This window comes from Aquipseudomonas guryensis, assembly GCF_014164785.1.
GTDB lineage: Bacteria > Pseudomonadota > Gammaproteobacteria > Pseudomonadales > Pseudomonadaceae > Aquipseudomonas > Aquipseudomonas guryensis.
In genome coordinates, this window is the sequence record NZ_JACJFN010000004.1 from 515,059 (window position 1) to 534,581 (window position 19,523).

Sequence of the window (19,523 nt, forward strand, 5' to 3'; positions counted from 1 at the left end):
TCCAATCTCTCAGGGTTCACCATCATGAATAACACCATGCTTGCCGCCATCGCCGAATCCGCCCAGGCCCCTCTGGTCGTGCGCAGCATTGACCGCCCGGTGCCTGCCAGGGGGCAGGTCCTGGTCAGGGTGCATGCCGCGGGGCTCAACCCGCTCGATGGCAAGATCGCCGCCGGAGCGGCGGCGCATGCTCGCCAGGCGTTGCCCGCCGTGCTTGGCCTGGATCTGGCCGGTACGGTTGTCGAGCTGGGAGCCGGGGTTGAAAATTTCGCACCAGGCGATGAGGTCTTTGGCATGGCTGGTGGGATCGGCGGTGCCCAGGGCAGCATGGCCGACTATATCGCCGTCGATGCCCGCCTGATTGCACCGAAGCCGCGGCAGCTGAGCATGCGCGAGGCCGCGGCAGTGCCTCTGGTATTCATCACGGCATGGGAGGGCTTGGTGGATCGCGCCAATGTGCGTGCCGGTCAGCGCGTACTGGTGCATGGCGGTGCTGGCGGGGTTGGCCAGATGGTCGTGCAGCTGGCCAGGGCCCGAGGCGCCGAAGTTTACGCCACCGGCTCGGCCGCCAGTCTCGATTTCATTCGTGCGCTGGGAGCCACGGCCATCGACTACCAGAATGAGGTCGTGGAGGATTATGTCGAGCGCTATACGGCCGGGGAAGGCTTCGACATCGTCTACGACACAGTCGGCGGCACTACGCTGGACGCCGCATTTCGCTCGGTGAAGTCCTACACCGGGCATGTACTCAGCTGTCTGGGCTGGGGACAACACAGCCTGGCGCCGCTGTCGTTCAAGGGCGCCACCTATTCGGGCATTTTCACCCTGCTGCCGTTGCTGTCCGGCCGGGGGCGCGAGCACCACGGCGCCATCCTGCGCGAGGCTGCGGCGCTGGCCGATGCGGGGCAATTGAGCATCCGAATGGATCCGCAGCGCTACGGGCTGAATGCGGCCAACGAAGCTTTACGCCAGGTTGTGCAGGGGGGTGGCCAGGGTAAGACGGTTATCGAGTTGCTGGCCGGTCTTTCTGCCGACCCGGCCTGACCCAGCTTGCCTGCGGCTGCGCAGATGTGCGGCCGCAGGCAAGCTGGGAGCTGCATGCGCCGGCTATGGTTCGGTTCGGGAGGCGCGCCTGAGCATCTGTGGCGGCTGCCCAAAGGCTCTGAGAAAGGCCTTGCGCATCCTTTCCCGGTCAACAAAACCGGTTTCCACGGCAATCCGATCCATCGACAGGCGGCCTTTTTCGATGAGCAGGCGCGCGGCCTCGAGGCGCAGGCTCTCGACCGCCTTGGCCGGCGATTGACCGGTTTCGTCCCGGAAGGCTCGGCTGAACTGGCGGGTGCTGAGATTGGCGGCTTCGGCGAGTTCGTCCACCGCCAGGCGGCTCTGCAGGTTCTTCTTGGCGTAGTCCAGTGCTTTCTGGATGCGGTCGGACTTCGGCTTCAGCTTCGACAGCGCGGAGAACTGGGACTGCCCCCCAGCGCGGCGATGGTAGACGACGAGGCTCTTGGCTACGCCGCGGGCAACCTCGGGACCGAGATCCTGCTCGATCATCGCCAGTGCCAGATCGACGACTGCGGTCATGCCGGCCGATGTCCAGACATTGCCGTCGACGATGAAGATACGGTCTTCCTCCAGGCGCACGGCAGGGAAGCGCTTTTGCAGATCGTTGGCAAAGAACCAGTGCGTGGTGGCCTGGCGGCCATCGAGGACGCCAGCCTCTGCCAGGGTAAAGGCCCCGGTGCAGGGGGCTGCGACCCGCCGTGAGGTGCTGACTGACTGGCGCACATAGTCCAGCAACCCCGGCGATGCCGGATGGATGTAGGTTGCGGCGCTGACCACCAGCGTATCCAGCGCGCTTTTGCCAAGCGGCTCGGTTTCAACCGCAAAACCGGCGGAGGTACGTACCGGGCCGCCATGTTCGGATAACAGACGAATGCCGTAGAAGGCCTCGCCGACGGCGATGTTGGCCATTTCGAAGGCCGAAACGATCGCCAGGCTCATGACCTGAAAGTTGGGGAAAACGACAAAACCTACGCGATGCATGTGTCTCTCTGACCTGTTTGGAGCTGTGTCCTAAAAAGACGTATATATGACATTTGAGCCGCTATCAAGGCTGGTTAATCTCTCCTCAAGGCTTCTATTCAACAACCTCGCAAATGCCTCAGGAGAAACCCTTATGACTACTCAGACTTCCCATGGCAGCGCATTGATCACGGGCGCCTCGTCCGGTATCGGGGCGCTCTACGCCGAACGACTGGCCCGCCGCGGCTATGACCTGATTCTGGTGGCACGCTCGCAGCAGCGTCTGGATCTTCTGGCTCAGCGTCTGAGAGAAGAGACTGGCCGCCAGGTCGAGGTGCTGGTCGCCGATCTGGGCGACCAGGCGGAGCTGGCGAGGGTGGAGCAGTTGCTGCGCAAGCAGGATGACATCTCGCTGCTGGTCAACAACGCGGGAGTCGGCGCGACCTCCGCATTGCTCGATTCGGATGTGGAGGCGATGACCCGCATGATCGAACTGAACGTGACCGCGTTGACCCGCCTGGCCTATGCCGCCGCACCGGGATTCGTCGCGCGTGGCCGGGGTGCGATCATCAACATTGCTTCGATCGTTGGGATTGCCCCGGAGATCCTCAACGGGGTGTATGGCGCAAGCAAGGCATTCGTGCTGGCCTTCAGCCAATCGCTGCATCACGAGCTGGCCGGCAAGGGCGTGCAAATCCAGGCCGTCGTTCCCGGGGCTATTGCCACCGACTTCTGGGCGGTCGCCGGGACTCCGCTGGAGGCCTTGCCGAGTCAGATCGTGATGCAGCCAGCAGACCTGGTGGATGCGGCACTGGCCGGTTTTGACCAAGGGGAGCTGTTCACCCTTCCATCGCTGCCCGAATTGGCTGATTGGCAGGCTTATGAGGCCGCACGGCAGAAGCTGCTGCCCAATCTATCCCGCCAGTCGGTAGCCGAACGCTATCGCCGCGACTGAGCAAGGATGATCGGTGCAGGCGGCAGAGTGTTTGTCGTCTGTCATCCCCAGGTTGGCTCACCAAGCATCATGAGGTGCCGAAATGTCTGCGACTACGACCCCGTCAGGTGATCTGTCATGAACCAAGCAAGCGCCTTGCCCCCGACAGTCGTACGCCATCGCTACGCCGAGGTTGATGGCGTACACATCTTCTATCGCGAGGCCGGGCAGCCTGAGCTACCGACCTTGCTTCTGCTCCATGGCTTTCCAAGTTCCTCGCATCAGTTCCGCCATTTGCTGCCGCTGCTGGCTGAGCACTTCCATGTAGTTGCTCCCGACTTTCCCGGCTTCGGTTTCACCCAGGTGCCCGCCGAGCGTGGCTATGTCTACAGCTTCGAGCAGATCGCCGGCACCCTGGCCGCCTTCACCTGCGCGCTGGGGCTGCAGCGCTATGCGCTCTATCTGTTCGACTATGGAGCGCCCGTAGGGCTGCGCCTGGCGCTGTTGCAGCCGCAGCGGATAACCGGCCTGGTTTCACAGAACGGTAATGCCTACGAGGAAGGACTGAGCGAGGCTTGGGCGCCGGTGCGGGCGTACTGGTCCGATCCTTCGCCCGCCAACCGGCAGGCCATCCGCGACGGCCTGCTGAGTGCCGATGCCACCCGCTGGCAGTACCTCGCCGGTGTTCCCGACCCGGAGTTGATCGCGCCGGAAGCCATCATGCTCGACAGCAGCCTGCTCGAGCGGCCAGGCAATAAAGACATCCAGCTCGATCTGATCCTCGACTACGCCAACAACATAGATCAGTACCCGGCTTTCCAGGCCTGGCTGCGCCAGGGCAGCTTTCCGGTACTGGTCATCTGGGGGCGCAATGACCCGTTCTTCCTCCCTTCTGGTGCTGAGGCGTTCGCCCGCGACGTACCGCACGCGGTGGTCGAGTTGCTGGAAACCGGGCACTTCGCCCTGGAAACCCACTGTCAACCCATCGCCGCGCGGATCAGGGCGGTGCTCGGGCAATCAGCTTCTGCAAGAGGGCAATGAGATGAACCATCAGAAATCTGAACTGCTGCAGCAGGTACTGGACGCCCATGGTGGTCTCGACCGCTGGCGTCAATTCAGCCGAGTCGAGGCCAGTATCACCAGTGGTGGTGGTTTGTGGGGAATGAAGGGTATGAAGCAGGACAGCCAGGCGCGGCAGATGTCGGTCTGGCTGCACGAGCAGCGCGCCTCGCTGATGCCTTTCGGCGCCCCTAATCAGCGTACGGCCTATTCCCCCGAGCGCATCGCTATCGAGACAGTCGAAGGACAGCTGGTGGCTGAGCGGCTCAATCCGAGGAGCTCCTTTCTGGGGCATGGCGAAACGACCCCCTGGGACCCCCTGCATCGCGCCTACTTCAATGGCTATGCGCTCTGGTCCTACCTGACCATGCCTTTTCTGTTTGGCTTGCCCGGGGTGCACGCCGAGGAAGTCGAGCCCTGGCAGGAAGGGGCGGAGCGTTGGCGGCGCTTGCGGGTCCGGTTTCCCGCAGACGTCGCGACCCACTGCCCGGTGCAGGAGTTCTATTTCGGCGATGACTTCCTCTTGCGCCGACATGACTACTGCGTCGACGTCAGTGGCGCCATTCCGGCTGCCCAATATGTGCATGACTACGTCAGCTCCAGTGGCTTGTTCATGCCGAGCAAGCGCCGGGCTTATCGACGAGCGCCAGACGGCCAGGCCATTGCTGCGGAGCTGCTGGTGTCGATCGATATCAGCGATGTTCGCTTCACCTAAGCCATGGTCGCGACCTGGTTTGCTTGCAGAGCATTGCAAGTCAGGGGAGCAGGCTGAGGTGTTTGAGTGTGTCAGGCTGCGGTGAGCCTCTGCTGGCCGAACTGTCCGCGTGGCATGACTTGCATGCCTTGATAATGCGGTGAGACGAATAGTCTTGATCTGCTTGGTGATCGCTCGCGCCATTGTGCGATGGGCTGGCGCCTTGCTGGAGCTGCACGGTCGGGGTCGCCGTTGCGCGTAAATCCAGCATCAGGATCGCGGCTCTTTGTGGTAGAGTGCGCCCTTTGTTGGTATTTAGAGGTAGTTATTTACCTTTAATATCAATAACTTATGTTTTTAGAATGGCTGCCATTAACAGGCTGAAAGGGTATTTTCAATCCGCCTGTATGCTAGCCACTTCGTAATCGGGCTCTTGTGATTGCCCTTTTATCGCTTGCTTGTCAGGGCTAAGGCTTTCTGAAAGCATCGTTTTTTTACTTCCAGTGACTCTGGTTCGGTTCAGGTTGGCCCGCAAGGCTCCTGCCACTGTTAGGCAGGTATACCGCCGAATCGCTTCCTGGCTCATCCCAACCCACGTGACCTTTGGTAGGGGTCACCACTAGGAGAGGAGGCGCCATGCCCATCATTACTCTTCCCGACGGCAGTCAGCGTTCGTTCGATCATCCCGTGTCCGTGCTTGAGGTCGCCCAGTCCATTGGTGCCGGCCTGGCCAAGGCCACTCTGGCCGGCAAGGTCAATGGCAAACAGGTGGACGCCTGCGATGTAATCGATAGCGATGCCACCCTGCAGATCATCACGCCGAAAGACGAAGAGGGGCTGGAAATCATCCGCCACTCCTGCGCGCACCTGGTTGGCCATGCGGTCAAGCAGCTGTACCCGGACGCCAAGATGGTGATCGGGCCGGTCATTGAAGAAGGCTTCTATTACGACATCGCCATCGGTCGGCCTTTCACGCCGGAAGACATGGCGGCCATCGAGAAGCGCATGGCCGAGCTGATCGACAAGGATTACGACGTCATCAAGAAGATGACCCCGCGCGCCGAAGTCATCGAGCTGTTCCAGGCCCGTGGCGAGGAATACAAGCTGCGCCTGATCGAGGACATGCCGGACGAGCAGGCCATGGGCCTGTACTTCCACGAAGAATACGTCGATATGTGCCGTGGCCCGCACGTGCCGAACACACGCTTCCTCAAGTCCTTCAAGCTGACCAAGATTTCCGGTGCCTACTGGCGTGGTGACTCGAAGAACGAGCAGCTACAGCGTGTCTATGGCACCGCCTGGGCGGACAAGAAGCAGCTGGCGGCTTACATTCAGCGCATCGAAGAAGCCGAGAAGCGCGACCATCGCCGCATCGGCAAGCAGCTGGACCTGTTCCACCTGCAGGAAGAAGCGCCGGGCATGGTGTTCTGGCACCCGAACGGCTGGACTGTCTACCAGGTGCTGGAGCAGTACATGCGCCAGGTACAGCGCGAGCACGGTTACGTCGAAGTGCGCACCCCGCAGGTGGTCGATCGCATTCTCTGGGAGCGCTCGGGCCATTGGTCCAACTACGCCGAGAATATGTTCACCACCAACTCGGAAAACCGCGACTACGCGGTGAAGCCGATGAACTGCCCATGCCATGTGCAGATCTTCAATCAGGGTCTGAAAAGCTACCGCGACCTGCCGCTGCGCCTGGCCGAGTTCGGTGCCTGTCACCGTAACGAGCCGTCCGGCGCACTGCATGGCATCATGCGTGTGCGTGGCTTTACCCAGGACGACGCCCACATCTTCTGTACCGAAGATCAAGTGAAGAAGGAGGCGGCCGACTTCATCAAGCTGACTCTGCAGGTGTATTCCGACTTCGGTTTCTCCGATATCGCGATGAAGCTGTCGACTCGTCCTGCCAAGCGCGTGGGATCCGACGAGCTGTGGGATCGCGCCGAAACGGCCCTGGCCGATGCGCTGAACGAGTCGGGTCTGGAGTGGGAATACCAGCCGGGCGAGGGCGCGTTCTACGGTCCGAAGATCGAGTTCACCCTGAAGGATTGCCTGGGTCGTAACTGGCAGTGCGGTACCCTGCAGTACGATCCGAACCTGCCAGAGCGCCTGGATGCCAGCTATATCGCCGAAGATAACAACCGTAAGCGTCCGGTGATGTTGCACCGCGCGATCCTCGGTTCCTTCGAGCGTTTCATCGGCATGCTGATCGAAAACTATGCCGGTGCCTTCCCGGCCTGGCTGGCGCCGACTCAGGCCGTGGTGATGAATATCACCGACAAGCAGGCCGATTTTGCCCTCGAAGTCGAAAAAACGCTCAATCAAAGCGGGTTTCGTGCCAAGTCTGACTTGAGAAACGAGAAGATCGGCTTTAAAATCCGCGAGCATACTTTGCTCAAGGTTCCCTATCTCTTGGTTATTGGAGATCGGGAGGTTGAGACACGATCCGTTGCTGTGCGTACCCGCGAAGGCGTCGACCTGGGCTCCATGCCCCTCGAGCAATTCGCCGATCAGCTCAAGCAAGCGGTTTCCCGGCGTTCGCGCCAAGATTCGGAGTAATCATTATTAAGCGTGAAATGAGACAAGATAAACGAGCTGCACCTAAAGCACCGATCAACGAGAATATCTCGGCCCGCGAGGTTCGGTTAATTGGTGCTGATGGCGAGCAGATTGGCATCGTCTCGATTGATGAAGCGTTGCGAGTGGCTGATGAGGCCAAACTCGATCTGGTCGAAATTTCTGCCGACGCGGTTCCGCCGGTTTGCCGAGTGATGGACTACGGCAAGTCGATCTTCGAGAAGAAGAAGCAGGTTGCCGCGGCGAAGAAAAACCAGAAGCAGATTCAGGTTAAAGAAATCAAGTTTCGTCCAGGGACGGAAGAAGGGGATTACCAGGTAAAACTACGCAACCTGGTACGTTTCCTTAGTGATGGGGATAAGGCCAAGGTATCGCTTCGATTCCGCGGTCGAGAGATGGCCCACCAGGAGCTGGGCATGGAGCTGTTGAAGCGGGTTGAAAATGACCTGCTTGAATACGGCGCCGTTGAGCAGCATCCAAAGATGGAAGGACGCCAGCTGATCATGGTCATCGCCCCCAAAAAGAAGAAGTAACCACCAGGGCACGGCAGGCCTTGCGGTTATGTTTATCAACTGAATGCGGAGTATCCGAACATGCCAAAGATGAAAACTAAGAGTGGTGCAGCCAAGCGTTTTCTCAAAACCGCTACTGGCTTCAAGCACAAGCACGCTTTCAAGAGTCACATCCTGACCAAGATGTCCACTAAGCGTAAGCGTCACCTGCGCGGTAGCACCATGGTGCATCCGTCCGACGTTGCAAAAGTGGCGCGCATGCTGCGCGTTCGTTAATCGGTCAAGATAGAGGAAATTACTCATGGCTCGTGTTAAGCGTGGCGTTATCGCTCGTGCTCGTCACAAAAAAATCCTGAAACTCGCTAAAGGCTACTACGGCGCTCGTTCGCGCGTGTTCCGTGTTGCCAAGCAGGCTGTGATCAAGGCAGGCCAATACGCCTACCGCGACCGCCGTCAGCGGAAGCGTCAGTTCCGCGCTCTGTGGATCGCTCGTATCAACGCCGGTGCTCGTGTTAACGGTCTGTCCTACAGCCGTTTCATCGCTGGCCTGAAAAAAGCGTCCATCGAGATCGACCGCAAGGTTCTGGCCGATCTGGCAGTGAACGAAAAAGCGGCGTTTGCTGCGATTGTCGAGAAAGCTAAGGCCGTTCTGGCTTAAGTCCCCGACAATCACCGGGCTTGCCCGGTGCCAACGTCACCAATAGGGGAAGAGCCTTCAAGCTCTTCCCCTATTTTGTATCTGGAGTCCGTACATGGAAAACCTGGATGCATTGGTCTCGCAAGCGCTTGAGGCCGTGCAACACACCGAAGACGTCAACGCCCTGGAGCAGCTCCGGGTTCACTATCTTGGCAAGAAAGGCGAGCTGACCGCCCTGATGCAGACCCTCGGCAAGCTTTCCGCCGAAGAGCGCCCACAGGCCGGTGCCCTGATCAATGCTGCCAAGAACCAGGTTCAGGACGCCCTCAACGCCCGCAAATCCGTGCTCGAGCAGGCTGCGCTGAGCGCCAAGCTCGCCGCCGAAAAAATCGACGTGACCCTGCCGGGCCGCGGTCAGACCTCTGGTGGTCTGCACCCGGTGACGCGCACGTTGGAGCGTGTCGAACAGTTCTTCACCCATATCGGCTACAACGTGGCCGAGGGTCCGGAAGTCGAAGACGACTACCACAACTTCGAAGCACTCAACATCCCTGGCCACCATCCGGCGCGGGCGATGCATGACACCTTCTATTTCAACGCCAACATGTTGCTGCGTACCCATACCTCGCCGGTACAGGTGCGCACCATGGAATCGCAGCAGCCGCCGATCCGCATCGTTTGCCCCGGCCGTGTCTATCGCTGCGACTCCGATATCACTCACTCGCCGATGTTCCATCAGGTCGAAGGCCTGCTGATCGACGAGGGCATCAGCTTCGCCGACCTCAAGGGCACCATCGAGGAATTCCTTAGGGTGTTCTTCGAGAAACCCCTGGGGGTGCGTTTCCGCCCGTCTTTCTTCCCGTTCACCGAGCCATCGGCAGAAGTCGATATGCAGTGCGTGATGTGCAGTGGCAACGGTTGCCGCGTGTGCAAGCAAACCGGTTGGCTGGAAGTCATGGGTTGCGGCATGGTGCATCCGAACGTGCTGCGCATGTCCGGCATCGATCCGGAAAAATACCAGGGCTTCGCCTTCGGCATGGGCGTCGAGCGTCTGGCCATGCTGCGTTACGGCGTCAATGACTTGCGCCTGTTCTTCGATAACGACCTGCGGTTCCTGGCGCAATTCCGCTAGGCCACATGACCCGTATCGAATGCGTTCAGGAGAACAGACAGTATGAAATTCAGTGAACAGTGGCTGCGCAGCTGGGTCAATCCGCCGGTCTCGCGTGACGAGCTGGTGGCCCGCCTGTCCATGGTCGGCCTCGAAGTAGACAGCGTTACCCCGGCGGCTGGCGAGTTCAGCGGCATCGTGATCGGCGAGATCCTCAGCACCGAGCAGCATCCGGATGCTGACAAGCTGCGCGTGTGCCAGGTCAGCAATGGCAGCGAGAGCTTTCAGGTGGTCTGCGGTGCGCCGAATGCGCGCCCGGGTATCAAGATCCCGTTCGCCATGATCGGCGCCGAGCTGCCGGGCGACTTCAAGATCAAGAAGGCCAAGCTGCGCGGCGTCGAGTCCAACGGCATGCTCTGCTCGGCCTCCGAGCTGCAGATCAGCGACGACAACAGTGGCCTGATGGAGCTGGCGGCCGATGCGCCGGTGGGTGGCAACATCCGTGACTATCTGGGTCTGGATGACGCCAGCATCGAGCTGGGCCTGACGCCGAACCGTGGCGACTGCCTGTCCCTGGCCGGGCTGGCCCGCGAAGTAGGGGCCATCTACGCTGCTCAGGTTTCTCCGCTGACGATTGCTCCGGTTGTTCCGGCCCATGACGAAGTTCGTCCGGTTGAAGTACTGGCGCCCAAGGCTTGCCCGCGCTACCTGGGCCGCGTCATTCGCAATGTCGACCTGTCCAAGCCAACTCCATTGTGGATGGTCGAACGCCTGCGTCGTTCCGATATTCGCAGCATCGATGCGGCAGTGGATATCACCAACTACGTGATGCTCGAACTTGGCCAGCCCATGCATGCCTTCGATCTCGCCGAGATCAATGGGGGCATCCGTGTGCGCATGGCAGAGGAGGGCGAGAAGCTGGTTCTGCTGGATAGCCAGGAAGTCAGCCTGCGTGCCGACACCCTGGTGATCGCCGACCATCAACGCGCCCTGGCCATCGCCGGCGTGATGGGTGGCGAGCACAGTGGCGTGAGCGCCAAGACCCGCGATCTGTTCCTCGAAAGCGCGTTCTTCGACACCATCGCCCTGGCCGGCAAGGCCCGTTCCTATGGCCTGCACACCGACTCCTCGCACCGCTTCGAGCGGGGCGTGGATTCGCAGCTGGCGCGCCAGGCCATCGAGCGTGCTACGGCGCTGCTGCTGGAGATCGTCGGCGGTGAAGCCGGCCCGGTCATTGAAGCCGTGAGCCAGGCCGATCTGCCACAGATCCCGCCGATCACCCTGCGTGCCGAGCGCATCGACCAGATGCTGGGCATGCAGATGGATGCCGCGGAAGTTGAGCGTCTGCTCACTGCCCTGGGGCTGAGTGTATCTGTGCAAGGCGCAGGCATCTGGCTGGTCGGTGTGCCGAGCCATCGCTTCGATATCAGCCTGGAAGTGGACCTGATCGAAGAACTGGGTCGCCTGTATGGCTACAACCGTCTGCCGGTGCGCTACCCGCAGGCGCGCCTGGCTCCGCAGGCCAAGAGCGAGGCGCGCGCCGAGCTGGCGACCCTGCGTCGGCTGCTGGTGGCGCGCGGTTATCAGGAAGCGATCACCTACAGCTTCATCGATCCCAAGCTGTTCGCCCTGTTCAATCCGGGTGTCGAGCCACTGCAACTGGCCAATCCGATCTCCGCCGATATGGCCGCCATGCGCTCCTCGCTGTGGCCGGGCCTGGTCAAGGCGCTGCAACACAACCTCAATCGTCAGCAATCGCGCGTGCGTCTGTTCGAAAGCGGTCTGCGCTTCGTCGGTCAGCTCGAAGGGCTGAAGCAGGAAGCCATGCTAGCCGGTGTGCTTACTGGCAGCCGCTTGCCGGAAGGTTGGGCGCATGGTCGTGACGATGTCGATTTCTATGATCTGAAGGCCGATGTCGAGGCGCTGCTGGGCTCCGCAGGTTCGGCGCTGGAGTTCAGTTTCGCTCTTGGCGAGCATGCCGCGTTGCATCCGGGGCAAACTGCACGCATCGAGCGCGACGGGCGTCTGGTTGGCTTCATCGGTGCGCTGCATCCGGAGCTGGCCAAGACCTTGGGCATCGATCAACCGGTCTATCTGTTCGAGCTGGTGCTGGCTGAAGTGTCGCAAGGGCGCATGCCGAAGTTCAGCGAACTGTCGCGCTTCCCCGAGGTGCGCCGTGACCTGGCTTTGCTGGCCGATCGTGAGCTACCGGCCGAGTCGGTACTGGCCTGTATTCGCGAAGCGGCAGGCGAGTGGCTGACGGATCTCAGGCTGTTTGACGTGTATCACGGTAAAGGTATTGATCCGCATAGAAAAAGCCTGGCCGTCGGCTTGACCTGGCAGCATCCATCGCGCACTCTTAATGACGATGAGGTGAATACCACAACACAAAATATCCTCACCTCGCTGGAAGAAAGGTTCAACGCCACGTTAAGGAAGTAGCGTATGGGGGCTCTGACGAAAGCTGAGATGGCGGAACGTCTGTATGAAGAGCTTGGCCTGAATAAACGGGAAGCCAAGGAATTGGTCGAACTGTTTTTTGAAGAGATCCGCCACGCGCTGGAGGATAACGAGCAGGTCAAGCTGTCCGGTTTCGGCAACTTTGACCTGCGCGACAAGCGCCAGCGTCCGGGTCGCAATCCGAAAACAGGCGAAGAAATCCCAATCACGGCTCGCCGTGTTGTCACCTTTCGTCCCGGCCAGAAACTGAAGGCCAGAGTTGAGGCATATGCTGGAACCAAGTCATAACGACGAGCTGCCGCCCATCCCTGGCAAACGCTACTTCACCATCGGTGAGGTGAGCGATCTGTGCGCAGTAAAGCCGCATGTGCTGCGTTACTGGGAGCAGGAATTTCCCCAGCTCAATCCGGTAAAGCGCCGTGGAAACCGTCGTTATTATCAGCGCCAGGATGTGCTGATGATTCGACAGATCCGCGCCTTGTTGTATGACCAAGGCTTCACCATCGGCGGTGCGCGTCAGCGCTTGTCGGGCGATGAAGCCAAGGATGATACGACGCAGTACAAGCAGATGATCCGGCAGATGATTGTCGAGCTGGAAGATGTTCTACAGGTGCTCCGCAAGTAACCTCGTAGCAGCAAAAAAAACTTCCACAATTCAGCAGCTTATTGTAAAGTCCACCCCGCTTCCGGTGACACGGAAGCATCGTCGGGGCGTAGCGCAGCCCGGTAGCGCACTTGCATGGGGTGCAAGGGGTCGAGTGTTCGAATCACTCCGTCCCGACCATATAATCCCAACATCAAAGCCTGGTCAGAAATGACTGGGCTTTTTTGTTTTCTGGATTTGCACTAGGTGATTCTCGTAGGTGCAGTGGCTCCAGTATCGGATTAGTGCCTCTCTGACGTTTCTCTCTCATAACTGCCTGTTGCGCGCCGACGAATATCGATCCTCCACGTTAGTGCAGCTAGGCTTCACTGCATGCCTTCGCCATTGCATCCTAAGCGGTAGATTTGATCTCTGTCTTTGGATTCATCGACCAGCGGTTCTTACGTTTAAATTATGACTGACATATATTTGGTTCGTGATTGAAATCCAGCATTGGCGGGCTGCAGTTAGAGCCGCACAGACATCAAGCTGCGTACGGGAGAATGGCTATGAGCAAGCAACATGCGATGGGCTTGGCACTGGTTACTGGTGCTTCGTCGGGGATTGGCGCCACCTATGCTGAGCGCCTGGCGCAGCGTGGCTATGACCTGCTCTTGGTGGCGCGCGATCTGCAGCGGCTTGAAGCCATGGCCGGGCGTCTGGCTCAGGAATATGGTGTGGCAGTGGAAGTGCTCAAGGCTGATCTCACGCGCAAGGACGACATGCGTTTGGTCGAGCAGCGCCTGCGCAGTGACGCCAGTATCAGCCTGCTGGTCAACAATGCCGGGGTGGCTCTAAACGGTAGCCTTGCCGAAGCCGATCTGGATCGCGCCGATGATCTGATCCAGCTCAACGTGGTTGCGCTGACCCGCCTGGCTGCGGCAGCGGCGGCTAGCTTCAGTGGTGCCGGGCGGGGCGGCATCATCAATATTGCTTCGGTTGTGGCTCTGGCTCCGGAAATGTTCAACGCCATTTACAGCGCCTCGAAAGCCTATGTGCTGAGCCTAACCCAGACTCTGCACAGCGAAGTCGGCAAGCTGGGTGTGCAGGTTCAGGCAGTGTTGCCTGGCGTGACGCGCACGGAGATATGGGAGCGCTCGGGGCTCGATGAGGCGGCTCTGCCGGCAGAGATGATCATGGAGGTCGGCGAGATGGTCGATGCTGCGCTGGCCGGTTTCGATCAGGGCGAGCTGGTAACGATTCCGTCATTGCCGGATGCCGCCGACTGGCAGGCATTTGTCGGTGCGCGCGCCAAGCTCGGGCCCAACCTGTCGCGTAACAAGGCGGCGGCTCGATACAAATAAGCGTGGGTAAATTGAAAAGCCCTTTCCGTTAGCGGGAAGGGCTTTTTCATGTGGGGTGATTCAGGCTTCCGATTGGACTACGGTTTGCTCGATGAGCAATTCTCGGGTGGTTTTCAGCAGGCGATCAGACAGGTGTGGGTCGCTGACGCTGCGTGACAGTAGCAAGGCCCCGACCATGGCAGAAAACATCAGCACGCTTTGCTCGGCGGCATCCTCGCCGTCGAGCTTTGACTCGAGCATGGCCAGGCGATCCTGGATGAGTTGGTCGGTAGTCGTGCTGGGTTGGCCGCGTTGCCCCAGCTCGGCGCAGATGGTTGGCAGCGGACAGCCGGCGCCAGGGTCGGCGCGGTGCGCGCTAGAGAGGTAGCGCGCGATGAACGTGCTCAGCGGCTGATCGCTGGCCATGGCTTCTTGGCTTTTGCTGCGCAGCTGTTCCACGGCATGCAGCAGGGCGGTTTCAACCAGTTCATCCTTGGATTTGAAATGGGCATAGAAGCCGCCGTGGGTCAGTCCAAGAGTTTTCATCAGGGGCTGTAGACCGGTCGCGCCGACGCCATCGCGCCGGAACAGGCGTGCGGCTTCTTCGATGATGCGCTGATGGGTCTGGGCTTTGTGTTCCTGTGAGTAGCGCATGGTGGGTCTTGTCTCTTCGGCTTCTTAGGATGCTGTCTGTCATCTTACCTTTTTTGTCGATCCCTGGCTGATGTCTGCAGCCAGGGACTGCGGACGGGGAAGGGTTGTGACGGGCTCTTCCCCAGAGACACCTCAGTTGTCGACGGCTTCAAGCAGGGTGGCTACGCCCTGGCCACCGGCGATGCATTGGGTGGCAATGGCATAGCGGCCGCCGGTGCGCTTGAGCAGGGAGGCGGCCTTGCCGGTGATCCGTGCTCCGGTGGCGCCCAGGGGATGACCTAGGGCGAGGGCGCCGCCATCCAGATTGACCTTGGCCATATCCAGGCCGAGTTCGCGTATGCAGGCAATCGACTGGCTGGCGAAAGCCTCGTTGATCTCCACGAGGTCGATGTCGGCGATGCTCAGGCCGGCGCGCTGCAATACCTTGCGCGTTGCCACTACCGGCCCCATGCCCATGATCTCGGGTGCGCAGCCGCCCACAGCCACAGCCTTGATCCGCGCCAGGATGTCCAGCTTGTGCTGGCGAGCGAAGGCTTCGGTGCAGACCAAGACGGCAGCGCTGCCATCGGTCAGTGGCGATGAGGTGGCGGCGGTGACACTACCGCCGAAGGCCGGCTTGAGACCGGCGAGAGACTCGAGGTTGGTTCCTGGACGAATGCAGCCATCTTCACTGACCTGGCCGTCGGGCGTGTCGATGCTGACGATTTCGTCGGCCAGCAGGCCAAGCGCCCGGGCGTTGGCGGCCTTGGCGTGGGATTCGACGGCCATTGCTTCCTGCTCGCTCCGGCTGACCGCAAAGCGCTTGGCCACTTCTTCGGCGGTGTGTCCCATGGCCATGTAGACCTGCGGGAAGCTGCCCATCAGCGTCGGGTTGGGTGAGATGTTGAAGCCGCCCATGGGCACGCGAGTCATGGATTCGACCCCGGCGCAGATGAAGGCCTCGCCGGCGCCGAGCATGATTTGGCCTGCGGCGAAGTGCACGGCAGTCATCGACGAACCGCAGAAGCGGTTGACCGTGGCGCCGCCCAGGGTTTCCGGAAAGCCTGCGCGGAAGCTGGCGATGCGGGCGATGTTCATGCCCTGTTCGGCTTCGGGGTAAGCGCAACCCATGATCACGTCTTCAATGTGTTCGGGATCCAGGTCGAGTTTGCCGATCAGGCCACGGAGAACCTGAGCTGCCAGGTCGTCGGGGCGGATATTGATCAGGCCGCCTTTCTTGGCGAAGTGGAAAGGCGAACGGGCAAAACCTGCGATAACGATGGACGACATGACAATGCTCCTTGGCTCTGGAGAGAGTGCTCTGTGGTTCTGGATGAATCATGGTTGATTAAAATGATAGATGTAATTTTAAATTATTTATAGATGGTGAGTGAAATTTAAAGTAATCGTTCTCGATCTGCGTTCGATCAAGCTGGCGAGCTCAGGCACACCAACCAATCCAAACAAGCGGACTGGTTGGGTGAGGGCGCTGGCTATTTGCGCATATCGAGGATCAAGCAGGTCGTGGAGCCGACTGCGTATAGGCGGTCATCGACATCGTAGATGCGCCCTTCAGCCAGGGCGGTCGAGCGCCCCAGATGCACGATGCGCCCCTCGGCGCGGACGGGTCCGATGTCGCCGCGAAGGGCGCGAACAAAACTGACGCGCAAATCCGTCGTGGTGTAACCCTGGCCTGGCTGGAGCAGGGTGTGGATGGCGCAACCCATGCAGGAGTCGAGCAGGGTTGCCGCATAGCCGCCATGCACACTGCCCAGCGGATTGTAGTGGCGTGTATCTGGAGTGCCCTGGAAGACGAAGTAGCCGCTTGACCACTCCAGGGGCACGAAGTCCACCAGGTGGCCAAACGGCGGGCAGGGCAGTTCACCGCTGCCGATCTGCGTAAAGAATTCCTCTGGCTGCAGGGCGCTGACTTCAGCAAGGCTGAGGGTGCCGGGAGATGCCAGGCGGGCTCGGGCGGCCTCTCCTGCAGCTATCCATTGGTTCAGTTTTTCAGTGCGAGATGAGTCGGGCATGGTGGGTCTCGTCGGGTGCTGGTCAGATGAATTATGGATGTAATTCTATTTTTATATTATGGTTGAAATTCAAAATGGCAACCGGATTTCAGCAGAAAGCGGTTGCGGGCTATTTCTCAGGAGTGCCGCCATGCCGACTCATCCGCTTCCTTCGCGAGTTTTGCTGATCCTGTTAGTGGTCTTGACGGCTCTGGGCGAGATATCGACTCAGTTGATCATTCCCAGCCTGGGGACCTTGGAAATGGATCTGCTGGCCAGTCCGGGGTCGGGTGTCTTGGCACTCGCAGTCTTTGTGGGGGCCTTTGGTGTCGGCCAATTGATCCTGGGGCCGTTATCCGACCGGATCGGGCGCCGGCCGGTTCTGCTGGGTGGGTTATCGCTCTATCTATTGGCCACCACAGGAATGCTGTTGGCCAGCAGCATGGAGACCTTCATCGCGGCGCGCTTGCTGCAAGGTTTGGGGGCTTGCGCGGCGCTGGTACTGGCGCGTGCGATCGTGCGCGATGTCTGGCAGGCGCAGGCTGCTCCGGCATTGGCGCTGACGGTGATTGGCATGCTCTGCGCCATTGTGGTTTCCCCTATGTTGGGTGGTTTCCTGGCAAGTCGGGGCGGCTGGCAGTTGCCGGTGTTTGCGGCGCTGCTAGTGGGGCTGGGCGCTTTGCTGGCGGTGCTGACTATTTACAAGGAGAGCAATCAGGCGCTCGACCCTCAGGCCGGTCAGTTGCGTGGTTTGCTGGGCAACTATCTCGATTTGCTCAAGGGTCGCTCCTGCCGGGTGTTGGCGCTGGCTCTGCTATTTACCTACGGCGCGATGTTTGCCGTGATCGCAGGCTCTTCGAGTGTCTATATCGGTTTGCTCGGGTTGTCGTCCGCCGAATATGGCCTGACCTTTGGTTTTATCGTTTCCGGGCTGATTGGTGGGGCATTGCTGACGCGCCGGATGATTCTGCAGGTCGGGCCCGAGCGGCTGGTAGCCATCGGGGTTGGTTTTGTCGCGGTCGGCGCTGTCGCCACGCTAGCTATATATAAGTTGCTGGGACTGTCCGTCCTTGGTTTGTCCCTGCCGCAAGTGCTGGTGACGTTTGGCGGGGGGATGGTTCTGCCTGCCGCAGTAGCTGGCGCGGTGATGCCCAATGCCCATCGCGCAGGCCTGGCTGCCGGACTGATGGGGTTTGCCCAGATGTTGGGTGCGACCTGTAGCGGTCTGCTGTTGAGCGTGATGCAGGATGGAACGGCCTGGCCTATGGTTCTTCTGCATGTACTGTTTGCGCTATCTGCTTTCTTTGTCTTCCATGCGCTACGTCGTCCACGCCGGGCTGGCATGCAGGTCGCGCATGAACAACCTTGAATAGGTCGGAGCGTCCCATGAGCGTGTATGACGTGGTGGTGATCGGTGGTGGGCCGGGCGGCTACAACGCCGCGATCAGGGCGGGTCAGTTGGGATTGAAGGTCGCCTGTGTCGAGGGTCGAGAAACCCTGGGTGGTACCTGTCTGAATGTCGGCTGCATGCCATCGAAGGCATTGCTGCACGCTTCCGAGCTCTACGAGGCGGCAATGGGCGGCGAGTTCGCCAATCTTGGTATTGAGGTCAAACCACAGCTCAATCTGGCGCAGATGATGAAGCAGAAGGACGAGAGCGTGGCGGCCCTGACCAAGGGTGTCGAATTTCTCTTTCGCAAAAACAAGGTCGACTGGATCAAGGGCTGGGGACGGCTCGATGGTGCAGGGCGCGTGCGGGTCACGGCGGCGGACGGTAGTGAGGCCGAGTTGCAGGCCAAGGACATTGTCATCGCCACTGGCTCCGAGCCGACACCGCTGCCTGGGGTGGCCATCGATAATCAGCGCATCCTGGATTCGACGGGCGCGTTGTCGTTGCCCGAGGTGCCGAGGCACCTGGTGGTGATCGGCGCAGGCGTTATCGGCCTGGAGCTGGGTTCGGTATGGCGGCGTCTGGGCAGCCAGGTCACTGTTGTCGAGTTTCTTGATCGAATTTGCCCAGGGCTGGATGAAGAAACTGGCAAGACCTTGCAGCGCTCACTGGCCAAGCAGGGGATGAGTTTCAAACTTGGTTCGAAGGTGACGGCTGCGGTCGTCAAGGATGCGGGCGTTGAGTTGAGTATCGAACCTGCTGGCGGAGGCGCGGCGCAGTTGCTGCAAGCGGACTATGTGCTGGTCGCTATTGGTCGTCGTCCTTACACCCAGGGGCTGGGTTTGGAGAGCGTGGGCATCCAGACCGACAAGCGCGGCATGCTCGAGAATCAGCGTCATCGCAGCAGCGCGCCTGGCGTCTGGGTGATAGGTGATGTGACCTCAGGACTCATGCTTGCGCACAAAGCTGAGGATGAGGCGATTGCCTGCATCGAACAGATCGCGGGCAGGGCGGCTGAGGTCAACTACGACGTTATTCCCAATGTCATCTATACCCGCCCCGAAGTGGCCTGTGTCGGCAAGACTGAAGAGCAGCTCAAGGCCGAAGGGCGCACCTATAAGGTCGGCAAGTTCCCCTTCACTGCCAATAGCCGGGCCAAGATCAATCATGAGACCGAGGGCTTCGTCAAAGTCCTGGCCGATGCGCACAGCGATGAAATTCTCGGTGTGCACATGGTTGGGCCCAGCGTTAGCGAGATGATCGGCGAATACTGCGTCGCCATGGAGTTCGCTGCCTCATCAGAAGACATTGCGCTGATCTGTCATCCGCATCCCACCCGATCCGAAGCGCTGCGCCAGGCGGCAATGGGGGTTGAAGGCTGGATAATGCAGGCCTGATCTAGCCATTTGGCTGAATTTGAAAATGATTAGCAGAAAGGCGTTGACGGCGAAATCTGCGGGCCTATAATGCGCACCTCTTCCGGCGCAGCCTGATCTGAAAACTCCTTGCTAAACAAAGAGTTAGATGAAAATAAAGGTTGCGGCGGTGGCGGA

The 19,523-nt window shown here is 60.0% G+C and carries 19 protein-coding genes and 1 tRNA gene; 16 read left to right on the forward strand and 4 right to left on the reverse strand.

The window, feature by feature from the left end; translation table 11 throughout:
• The first annotated feature begins 24 nt into the window (after nucleotides 1-24).
• On the forward strand, nucleotides 25-1,044 hold the full coding sequence (locus H3H45_RS17545; protein ID WP_182834979.1) for a zinc-dependent alcohol dehydrogenase family protein: 1,020 nt from the start codon (nucleotides 25-27) through the stop codon (nucleotides 1,042-1,044).
• 63 nt (nucleotides 1,045-1,107) lie between these two features.
• Here the strand turns inward: H3H45_RS17545 and H3H45_RS17550 are convergent, their stop codons facing one another.
• Nucleotides 1,108-2,046: a GlxA family transcriptional regulator gene (locus tag H3H45_RS17550; protein ID WP_182834980.1), complete on the reverse strand. Its 939-nt coding sequence runs from the start codon at nucleotides 2,044-2,046 to the stop codon at nucleotides 1,108-1,110.
• A gap of 133 nt (nucleotides 2,047-2,179) precedes the next feature.
• Between H3H45_RS17550 and H3H45_RS17555 the strand changes: the two genes are divergently transcribed.
• From H3H45_RS17555 to H3H45_RS17615, 13 genes are all read left to right on the forward strand, one after another.
• A complete protein-coding gene (locus tag H3H45_RS17555) occupies nucleotides 2,180-2,980 on the forward strand; it encodes an SDR family NAD(P)-dependent oxidoreductase (RefSeq protein ID WP_182834981.1) in 801 nt (266 codons plus the stop codon).
• A 117-nt stretch (nucleotides 2,981-3,097) separates the two neighbouring features.
• The gene (locus tag H3H45_RS17560; RefSeq protein WP_182834982.1) at nucleotides 3,098-4,000 is read left to right on the forward strand and encodes an alpha/beta fold hydrolase; all 903 of its coding nucleotides are present in this window, start codon (nucleotides 3,098-3,100) and stop codon (nucleotides 3,998-4,000) included.
• Between the two features lies 1 nt (nucleotide 4,001).
• On the forward strand, nucleotides 4,002-4,733 hold the full coding sequence (locus H3H45_RS17565) for a hypothetical protein (protein WP_182834983.1): 732 nt from the start codon (nucleotides 4,002-4,004) through the stop codon (nucleotides 4,731-4,733).
• Nucleotides 4,734-5,348: 615 nt separating this feature from the next.
• Nucleotides 5,349-7,271: a threonine--tRNA ligase gene (gene thrS / locus H3H45_RS17570; RefSeq protein ID WP_182834984.1), complete on the forward strand. Its 1,923-nt coding sequence runs from the start codon at nucleotides 5,349-5,351 to the stop codon at nucleotides 7,269-7,271.
• Entirely contained in the window at nucleotides 7,271-7,822 is a 552-nt protein-coding gene (gene infC, locus H3H45_RS17575; RefSeq protein ID WP_173211658.1) for a translation initiation factor IF-3, read from the forward strand. Before thrS ends, infC begins: the two co-directional genes overlap by 1 nt.
• Before the next feature lie 60 nt (nucleotides 7,823-7,882).
• Nucleotides 7,883-8,077 (forward strand): 50S ribosomal protein L35, encoded by a 195-nt coding sequence (rpmI, locus tag H3H45_RS17580; protein WP_042552869.1) that lies wholly within the window; start codon nucleotides 7,883-7,885, stop codon nucleotides 8,075-8,077.
• 25 nt (nucleotides 8,078-8,102) lie between these two features.
• Nucleotides 8,103-8,459, forward strand: coding sequence for a 50S ribosomal protein L20 (rplT, locus tag H3H45_RS17585; RefSeq protein ID WP_160080018.1), 357 nt, complete (start codon nucleotides 8,103-8,105; stop codon nucleotides 8,457-8,459).
• A gap of 94 nt (nucleotides 8,460-8,553) precedes the next feature.
• The gene (gene pheS, locus H3H45_RS17590) at nucleotides 8,554-9,570 is read left to right on the forward strand and encodes a phenylalanine--tRNA ligase subunit alpha (protein ID WP_182834985.1); all 1,017 of its coding nucleotides are present in this window, start codon (nucleotides 8,554-8,556) and stop codon (nucleotides 9,568-9,570) included.
• Nucleotides 9,571-9,612: 42 nt separating this feature from the next.
• A complete protein-coding gene (gene pheT, locus H3H45_RS17595) occupies nucleotides 9,613-11,991 on the forward strand; it encodes a phenylalanine--tRNA ligase subunit beta (protein WP_182834986.1) in 2,379 nt (792 codons plus the stop codon).
• 3 nt (nucleotides 11,992-11,994) lie between these two features.
• Nucleotides 11,995-12,297 (forward strand): integration host factor subunit alpha, encoded by a 303-nt coding sequence (gene ihfA, locus H3H45_RS17600; RefSeq protein WP_002553164.1) that lies wholly within the window; start codon nucleotides 11,995-11,997, stop codon nucleotides 12,295-12,297.
• Nucleotides 12,278-12,634, forward strand: a complete 357-nt coding sequence (locus tag H3H45_RS17605; protein ID WP_160491379.1) for a MerR family transcriptional regulator — start codon at nucleotides 12,278-12,280, stop codon at nucleotides 12,632-12,634. Before ihfA ends, H3H45_RS17605 begins: the two co-directional genes overlap by 20 nt.
• Nucleotides 12,635-12,716: 82 nt before the next feature.
• Nucleotides 12,717-12,793, forward strand: a tRNA-Pro gene (locus tag H3H45_RS17610).
• 368 nt (nucleotides 12,794-13,161) lie between these two features.
• Complete coding sequence (locus H3H45_RS17615) at nucleotides 13,162-13,956, forward strand: SDR family NAD(P)-dependent oxidoreductase (RefSeq protein WP_182834987.1); 795 nt, start codon at nucleotides 13,162-13,164, stop codon at nucleotides 13,954-13,956.
• 60 nt (nucleotides 13,957-14,016) lie between these two features.
• On the opposite strand, the gene H3H45_RS17620 is transcribed toward H3H45_RS17615, so the two are convergent.
• From H3H45_RS17620 to H3H45_RS17630, 3 genes are all read right to left on the reverse strand, one after another.
• Entirely contained in the window at nucleotides 14,017-14,589 is a 573-nt protein-coding gene (locus H3H45_RS17620) for a TetR/AcrR family transcriptional regulator (RefSeq protein WP_182834988.1), read from the reverse strand.
• A 132-nt stretch (nucleotides 14,590-14,721) separates the two neighbouring features.
• Complete coding sequence (locus H3H45_RS17625; RefSeq protein ID WP_182834989.1) at nucleotides 14,722-15,858, reverse strand: thiolase family protein; 1,137 nt, start codon at nucleotides 15,856-15,858, stop codon at nucleotides 14,722-14,724.
• Nucleotides 15,859-16,061: 203 nt separating this feature from the next.
• Nucleotides 16,062-16,601 (reverse strand): PaaI family thioesterase, encoded by a 540-nt coding sequence (locus tag H3H45_RS17630; protein WP_182834990.1) that lies wholly within the window; start codon nucleotides 16,599-16,601, stop codon nucleotides 16,062-16,064.
• Nucleotides 16,602-16,731: 130 nt separating this feature from the next.
• On the opposite strand from H3H45_RS17630, the gene H3H45_RS17635 reads away from it, so the two are divergent.
• Both H3H45_RS17635 and lpdA read left to right on the forward strand, forming a co-directional pair.
• On the forward strand, nucleotides 16,732-17,949 hold the full coding sequence (locus tag H3H45_RS17635) for an MFS transporter (RefSeq protein WP_182834991.1): 1,218 nt from the start codon (nucleotides 16,732-16,734) through the stop codon (nucleotides 17,947-17,949).
• 17 nt (nucleotides 17,950-17,966) lie between these two features.
• Nucleotides 17,967-19,367, forward strand: coding sequence for a dihydrolipoyl dehydrogenase (gene lpdA, locus H3H45_RS17640; protein ID WP_182834992.1), 1,401 nt, complete (start codon nucleotides 17,967-17,969; stop codon nucleotides 19,365-19,367).
• Nucleotides 19,368-19,523 lie beyond the last annotated feature (156 nt).

What these genes read in the sequence shown, in the direction of transcription:
- H3H45_RS17545 (WP_182834979.1), top strand. Translation starts at nt 25, where the DNA reads ATGAATAACACCATGCTTGCCGCCATCGCCGAATCCGCCCAGGCCCCT.
- H3H45_RS17550 (WP_182834980.1), bottom strand. Translation starts at nt 2,046, where the DNA reads ATGCATCGCGTAGGTTTTGTCGTTTTCCCCAACTTTCAGGTCATGAGC.
- H3H45_RS17555 (WP_182834981.1), top strand. Translation starts at nt 2,180, where the DNA reads ATGACTACTCAGACTTCCCATGGCAGCGCATTGATCACGGGCGCCTCG.
- H3H45_RS17560 (WP_182834982.1), top strand. Translation starts at nt 3,098, where the DNA reads ATGAACCAAGCAAGCGCCTTGCCCCCGACAGTCGTACGCCATCGCTAC.
- H3H45_RS17565 (WP_182834983.1), top strand. Translation starts at nt 4,002, where the DNA reads ATGAACCATCAGAAATCTGAACTGCTGCAGCAGGTACTGGACGCCCAT.
- thrS (WP_182834984.1), top strand. Translation starts at nt 5,349, where the DNA reads ATGCCCATCATTACTCTTCCCGACGGCAGTCAGCGTTCGTTCGATCAT.
- rpmI (WP_042552869.1), top strand. Translation starts at nt 7,883, where the DNA reads ATGCCAAAGATGAAAACTAAGAGTGGTGCAGCCAAGCGTTTTCTCAAA.
- rplT (WP_160080018.1), top strand. Translation starts at nt 8,103, where the DNA reads ATGGCTCGTGTTAAGCGTGGCGTTATCGCTCGTGCTCGTCACAAAAAA.
- pheS (WP_182834985.1), top strand. Translation starts at nt 8,554, where the DNA reads ATGGAAAACCTGGATGCATTGGTCTCGCAAGCGCTTGAGGCCGTGCAA.
- pheT (WP_182834986.1), top strand. Translation starts at nt 9,613, where the DNA reads ATGAAATTCAGTGAACAGTGGCTGCGCAGCTGGGTCAATCCGCCGGTC.
- ihfA (WP_002553164.1), top strand. Translation starts at nt 11,995, where the DNA reads ATGGGGGCTCTGACGAAAGCTGAGATGGCGGAACGTCTGTATGAAGAG.
- H3H45_RS17605 (WP_160491379.1), top strand. Translation starts at nt 12,278, where the DNA reads ATGCTGGAACCAAGTCATAACGACGAGCTGCCGCCCATCCCTGGCAAA.
- H3H45_RS17615 (WP_182834987.1), top strand. Translation starts at nt 13,162, where the DNA reads ATGAGCAAGCAACATGCGATGGGCTTGGCACTGGTTACTGGTGCTTCG.
- H3H45_RS17620 (WP_182834988.1), bottom strand. Translation starts at nt 14,589, where the DNA reads ATGCGCTACTCACAGGAACACAAAGCCCAGACCCATCAGCGCATCATC.
- H3H45_RS17625 (WP_182834989.1), bottom strand. Translation starts at nt 15,858, where the DNA reads ATGTCGTCCATCGTTATCGCAGGTTTTGCCCGTTCGCCTTTCCACTTC.
- H3H45_RS17630 (WP_182834990.1), bottom strand. Translation starts at nt 16,601, where the DNA reads ATGCCCGACTCATCTCGCACTGAAAAACTGAACCAATGGATAGCTGCA.
- H3H45_RS17635 (WP_182834991.1), top strand. Translation starts at nt 16,732, where the DNA reads ATGCCGACTCATCCGCTTCCTTCGCGAGTTTTGCTGATCCTGTTAGTG.
- lpdA (WP_182834992.1), top strand. Translation starts at nt 17,967, where the DNA reads ATGAGCGTGTATGACGTGGTGGTGATCGGTGGTGGGCCGGGCGGCTAC.